A 5,057-nucleotide genomic window follows, 5' to 3' on the forward strand; every position below is an offset into this window, starting at 1 on the left:
TCCTCACGAATCAGCCGTGATACAGCCGGAACCGAGCCTGAGGTGCTGACCGCGATGACATACCGGTTCCCTGTAATCTTTGCAGGGAGGACGACATCACCCCGTTTCCCTGCCGCTACATTGCACCAGATATGTTCACGGGCGCAGGCGCTTTCAATCAGCTCGTTAATTTGGGTATCTGATGTGGCAGCGATGACCAGCGACGCATCATGTATCATATTTCGCAGGGTTTCAAGGTCTCTGGTCAGATTGCAGACCTCCGTTCTGACCGGGATATCCTGAAACTCCGGGTGAAAAGAACGACTGTATACGACGACATCTGCTTCATGTGCGAAGTACCGTGCCTTTCTGGCTCCGACAGCCCCTCCCCCGAAAATGATTACTTTCTTTCCGGTAAAGTCAATCATCAGGGGGATCATTCGTATGAGGTTTGCAGGTAGAAAATATCAATCTGTCCAATTATTCCTGACATTGTTCATACGAACCGGAGCCAGAGTGATTTCGGCAGGTTTATTACCTCGCAGAGCTGACGATGTAGAGCAACTGCGTTGATAGTGTAGTGGTTATCACTAGGCGTTGCCAACGCCTAAACCCGGGTTCGAATCCCGGTCAGCGCACTCATTTCGTATACCGTCCCCATTTTTTTTACGTTTATTTCTCTTATGACTTTTAGAGAGAGGGTATTTTTTCGTGATTAGGGCCTGATTTCAGGTTCTTTTTTTTACTGTTGCGGGTTTTGGGCATTTAAGAGAGAGGCACTGCAGATCCTCTTTAGGCTTGTACCTGGGCACCTCCAGCCTCGTGTTTATAAATAATCTCGATTTTTCTTGTCTTTGGATCGTCGAATTTACGGAGCGCTATATAAACTCCTCCCTTCACGAGGGGGTCGGAAGTGATTCCGGACAGGGAGTTTGTAAGGTGGGGGGTTGGGTTGGATAGCGAGGGGATATGAGGGGGAGAGAGTTTATGAGTTTTGAGAGGAAATTGGGAGATTTTTGGCCGTTAAATCATCGCTATCTTATGAATTGTTTTTCATCTATTGGATCTGGAATCCCTTTTATAACGGTGTGTTTATCATAATACACTTTTATTAGCAACCATAATTCAAGAAATTCATATATCATCTAAAAGAGACATAATAAAAAGATCCCAGAAGAAGAAACATGGCAGAAATTAAATCAATTCAGACCCAACATCATTCAACGCTCAATCCCATTGAACGTGAAGAATCACATGAACGAATCAGAAAATTATGTGGACATATAAAGATTCAAGATTCTACCCTTATTGAAAAGATCATTGATAGTGATATTTTTGAATAGACTTCCTGATTTTCCTGATGGTGACTGGATAATAATCGATACAAACATACTTCTTTATTGGGCGTTTAAGCACCCTCTCTATTACTCAGCCTGTGAAGAACTTCTTCACAGAAGTATTAATCAAAAAATACACCTTTGCTTTCCTCCAATGGTCCGACACGAATTTCTTCACCGTCTTATGATTGCTGAAGTAATTGAGGATGGGAATGCTAATTCACACCAACAAGCCCTGAACCTCATAAAAAGAGATCCATCAATAATTCAAAAACTTACCAGAACGTTTGAAATATATGATGCCATTTTATCGTGTGAAATGATAATGTTGGAAGATAATGCCGATGTGTTCTCTCTCCAAAAGGATAACATCAAAAAATACGGACTTATGGCAGCTGATGCAGCAATAGTAGCTTCTGCTTCGTATAATCAAATATTTCATATTGCAACCAATGACTCTGATTATGAACGAATTTCCTGGCTCACGGTTTGGAAACCATGAATATTTACTCAACCCCAAACCGCAAATTTTAGAGAATTTGTCAGGATAAGAAACTTGTTTTGTGATTTCTACCGATCATTTCACTTGCCAATTGGCTCTTTTCTCAGGATCTGATCTTATATAGGAATCTACCATCCCGCGCTTAGTTGTCGTATGAGATCAGGGACTCATTCCGATCCAAAACAAAGACAATGCATAGTCAACGGTTCAACACTATGATCTACGTCGGCGAAAGTTGGAAAGGAAAGTCGGTACACATGGTGGGGAGTGCGAGGGAGCCGCGAAGCGGCGACCGAGCTGGATGAAGGAAAAGGGGGGAGCCAGGGTTCTGTTTGAGATAATTGGTCGAAGGTGTGTTGGAATCATTATTAGATCCTCCTTGAAATGTACGGGATTTTTTGGGGAGTGATGTTGTTTTCCGATGTCTGAATATGTGGCTCGTGTCCAGGTCTGACGTTAACTTGATGGGTCCCATGATTCTTCGGGTACGCATACGGTCTTGTAATTTTGATATGATAACGGAACATATACCAGAGGAATCAGTAGTTGATGGATGACTGTCGGTTTAGTTATCTCAATAAGTAGGAGATATTGACCAGGTTTATTCTGTCTGGACTACCTTGGGACTTTTCAATTGATACAGAAAAACTGAAGAAAATAAGTTACCTCTGTCTATTGAGCACCAGAACCGTGTGATGATGGGAGAAATCCAAACAAACACATTCACAAATGACAAACCTAATTAAATGGGATATTGAATGAATGGCAAGTGTTGTGTCTGGTAAAAAGTTCATTACAACTATTCATGCTTATCAAAAGATGATGGAGCGATCCATTTTAAAGGAAGATGTAGTAAAATGCATAAAAGATGGGACAATTATCCGGACATATAATGATTCGAAACCATTTCCTGCATATTTAGTTTCACATGTATGCAAAAACAGAACTATACATGTAACCTATGCAATTAATGAACCAGAAGAAACGATTGTAATCATCACAGCATATGAGCCTGACCCTGCACTCTGGGATGAGACTTACACATATAAGGTGAAGAAATGAAATGCGTTCAATGTAATGAAGGTGTAACAGTTGATAGTTTTACAACCGTCGCATTTGAAAAGAATGGTGTTGCTTTCCTTTTCAGGCATGTGCCGGCAATGATCTGTCCGGTATGTGGTGAAGAATATTTATCAGAAGAGATACAGGACAGAATATCTGAAATCACAAACCGGTGCCTCGAACCTGGTCTTTCGGTCAATGTATATGATTTTCAAGCCAAGCCTATAACAGCATGATTATGGGTATATTTTGATAAGATTTGATTTAATGGTGGTGATCTAAATATATTGAAAACTAAATTAAATTTATAATATAATACCACGAAAATAGATTATGCGTTCGAATTCCAGATATAAAACGAATGATCTCTCAATTTTTTGTTGCCAGATTACTATTCAGCGATGGTCACTAACCCTAATGTTCCGAAAAATAAACTTTTATTCAAATCAAGCCAATGCGAGTTCTTGATTGGTTGAAACGAGGGTAGGATGATTATTTTCAGAATAATCAGGAATCCAGGGATCGCCTGTTGCAGCTTTCATGAGTCCCTCTATGACTGAAATTTCATTTTTCTGCATCGTAGAGACATAGCTACGAATTCTTGAGAATGCTAGTGCCCCATTTTCACTTCGGAAAAGTCCTGATATCTTCATTTTCAATTTCGGCATCCGAATGTCGCGTTCGGCGAGGTTATTGTCGAATGGGACCAGAGGATTCGTTAGAAAGAGCAGAATCTCTGTTTGATGATTTTGCATCCGCTCAAGAAGGTTCCTTGAATGGGGTTGTTTCCGCCTCCCTCTTTTACCTTTAATAAGTTTTGGAGGAGGATTTGCTTGCATGCCTTCAATAATTATGTTTGAGTACTCCTCATTAAGGAACTTGATTAGTGAAGGATCTACTAATTTGTCCTTATCATGAAAAATCTCTGAAATTTTCTTTGCCTTGAGCAGAAGTTCCCTCATCCTGACAGCCCAGTCTTGTTTTGTCTCTTCCTCCACTCGTTTCAGTTCCCTTAAAAATGTGAGCATTGCAGTATGCATGATTACAGGGATATTTGTGATATGAATCCCAGAAGTCATGCACTGCTATCCCAAAATAATGTGGAAGAACTCCAAGAGCTTCGATTCCTGCATGTCCGCGACTTCCAAATATCCCGTATAATGTTAGTAATTTGGTTGAGGCGACATGGAGCCAGGATTTCTTTTTACCCACTTTCATGCCGGTTTCATCTGTATGAACGACGGGTGATTCAATCAGCAATTCTCTAATTTTATCCGTGAATCCCTCAAGATTCCCTTGAGCCCGTTCAACCATATTGATGACAGTACCTGGACTGATCGAACATCCATGAAGATCTGAAAGGATATGTGTGAGCCTTTTAACCGGGATCAGTTGATAAACGGAGAGATAAGCAACATATGCTGTTAAACGAACACCATATTGGACTTTTTGAGTGACGTGTCTCGGAAATTCTCCTTTTGTGACAGTATGACAATCAGGGCAGTGGTAAGAAAAGATACGGTGAGCAATCCATTGGATAATTACTGGAGGATTTTCAGCTTCCTGTCTTTCATCAAGGAATTGTAAAAGCTTAGTCTGTACTGTGGCACCACAACCTGAACAAACATTTGGAGCATGGTCGATTATTATGTCGGGATTTTCAACTGGTGATAATGTGGTTCCAATATGCCCAGTCTGTCCTCCGGGTCTATTTCCTCTAGATACACGGCTATTGGGTATTTTTTTGTGGTTTAATGGATTTTTTGACGGAGGAATACTACTGTTTGTGCTGTTTAGGTTAAAACGGTTCTCTAATTCTCGAACACGAGATTTTAGTTCACAAATCTCCTCTCTCAATAAAAACAGTTGAGTCAGTAGACGAGAAATAATTTCGATTATAATGGGATGAGATTTTTGGATATGTTCCTGTTCCTCATCACTGAATTCCATAACCGAATCTAAATAATAGTTTTGCGCTTCTAATACTAAGAATTTTCGGTCTTGTGAGAGTGAATCAATAAATAGAAATCATATGAGTTTTATTTCATTAGGGGTATGGCTGAATAGTAACAGCAATTGTTGGAACAATCATTTTTAGGCATCTAGATACAGTAGTACAGGTGCTAGAGAGATATGAAACTATGATATAGCTCACATAGTGAATTGGATCTACTTTT

6 protein-coding genes and 1 tRNA gene are annotated in these 5,057 nt (G+C 40.2%); 4 read left to right on the forward strand and 3 right to left on the reverse strand.

Features of this window, described 5'->3' with window-relative positions; all coding sequences use genetic code 11:
* Window positions 1-407, reverse strand: a 407-nt coding sequence (locus LDL35_RS14375) for a bifunctional precorrin-2 dehydrogenase/sirohydrochlorin ferrochelatase (RefSeq protein WP_304023681.1), incomplete at its 3' end; no start/stop codon positions are given.
* 138 nt (window positions 408-545) lie between these two features.
* Between LDL35_RS14375 and LDL35_RS14380 the strand changes: the two genes are divergently transcribed.
* The 4 genes from LDL35_RS14380 (at window position 546) to LDL35_RS14395 (ending at window position 3,116) form a co-directional block, all read left to right on the forward strand.
* Window positions 546-617: transfer RNA gene (locus LDL35_RS14380), tRNA-Gly, on the forward strand.
* 697 nt (window positions 618-1,314) lie between these two features.
* Complete coding sequence (locus LDL35_RS14385) at window positions 1,315-1,818, forward strand: type II toxin-antitoxin system VapC family toxin (RefSeq protein WP_304023682.1); 504 nt, start codon at window positions 1,315-1,317, stop codon at window positions 1,816-1,818.
* 762 nt (window positions 1,819-2,580) lie between these two features.
* Entirely contained in the window at window positions 2,581-2,880 is a 300-nt protein-coding gene (locus LDL35_RS14390; RefSeq protein WP_304023684.1) for a DUF4258 domain-containing protein, read from the forward strand.
* The gene (locus LDL35_RS14395; RefSeq protein WP_304023686.1) at window positions 2,877-3,116 is read left to right on the forward strand and encodes a type II toxin-antitoxin system MqsA family antitoxin; all 240 of its coding nucleotides are present in this window, start codon (window positions 2,877-2,879) and stop codon (window positions 3,114-3,116) included. Before LDL35_RS14390 ends, LDL35_RS14395 begins: the two co-directional genes overlap by 4 nt.
* Window positions 3,117-3,326: 210 nt before the next feature.
* Here the strand turns inward: LDL35_RS14395 and LDL35_RS14400 are convergent, their stop codons facing one another.
* A complete protein-coding gene (locus LDL35_RS14400; RefSeq protein ID WP_304023688.1) occupies window positions 3,327-3,842 on the reverse strand; it encodes a transposase in 516 nt (171 codons plus the stop codon).
* On the reverse strand, window positions 3,793-4,830 hold the full coding sequence (locus tag LDL35_RS14405) for an IS66 family transposase (RefSeq protein WP_304023694.1): 1,038 nt from the start codon (window positions 4,828-4,830) through the stop codon (window positions 3,793-3,795). The genes LDL35_RS14400 and LDL35_RS14405 overlap by 50 nt, the downstream gene beginning before the upstream one ends.
* Window positions 4,831-5,057: the final 227 nt, after the last annotated feature.

This window comes from Methanospirillum hungatei (assembly GCF_020216685.1).
Taxonomy (GTDB): Archaea; Halobacteriota; Methanomicrobia; order Methanomicrobiales; family Methanospirillaceae; genus Methanospirillum; species Methanospirillum hungatei_B.

What these genes read in the sequence shown, in the direction of transcription:
- LDL35_RS14390 (WP_304023684.1), top strand. Translation starts at nt 2,581, where the DNA reads ATGGCAAGTGTTGTGTCTGGTAAAAAGTTCATTACAACTATTCATGCT.
- LDL35_RS14395 (WP_304023686.1), top strand. Translation starts at nt 2,877, where the DNA reads ATGAAATGCGTTCAATGTAATGAAGGTGTAACAGTTGATAGTTTTACA.
- LDL35_RS14400 (WP_304023688.1), bottom strand. Translation starts at nt 3,842, where the DNA reads ATGAGGGAACTTCTGCTCAAGGCAAAGAAAATTTCAGAGATTTTTCAT.
- LDL35_RS14405 (WP_304023694.1), bottom strand. Translation starts at nt 4,830, where the DNA reads ATGGAATTCAGTGATGAGGAACAGGAACATATCCAAAAATCTCATCCC.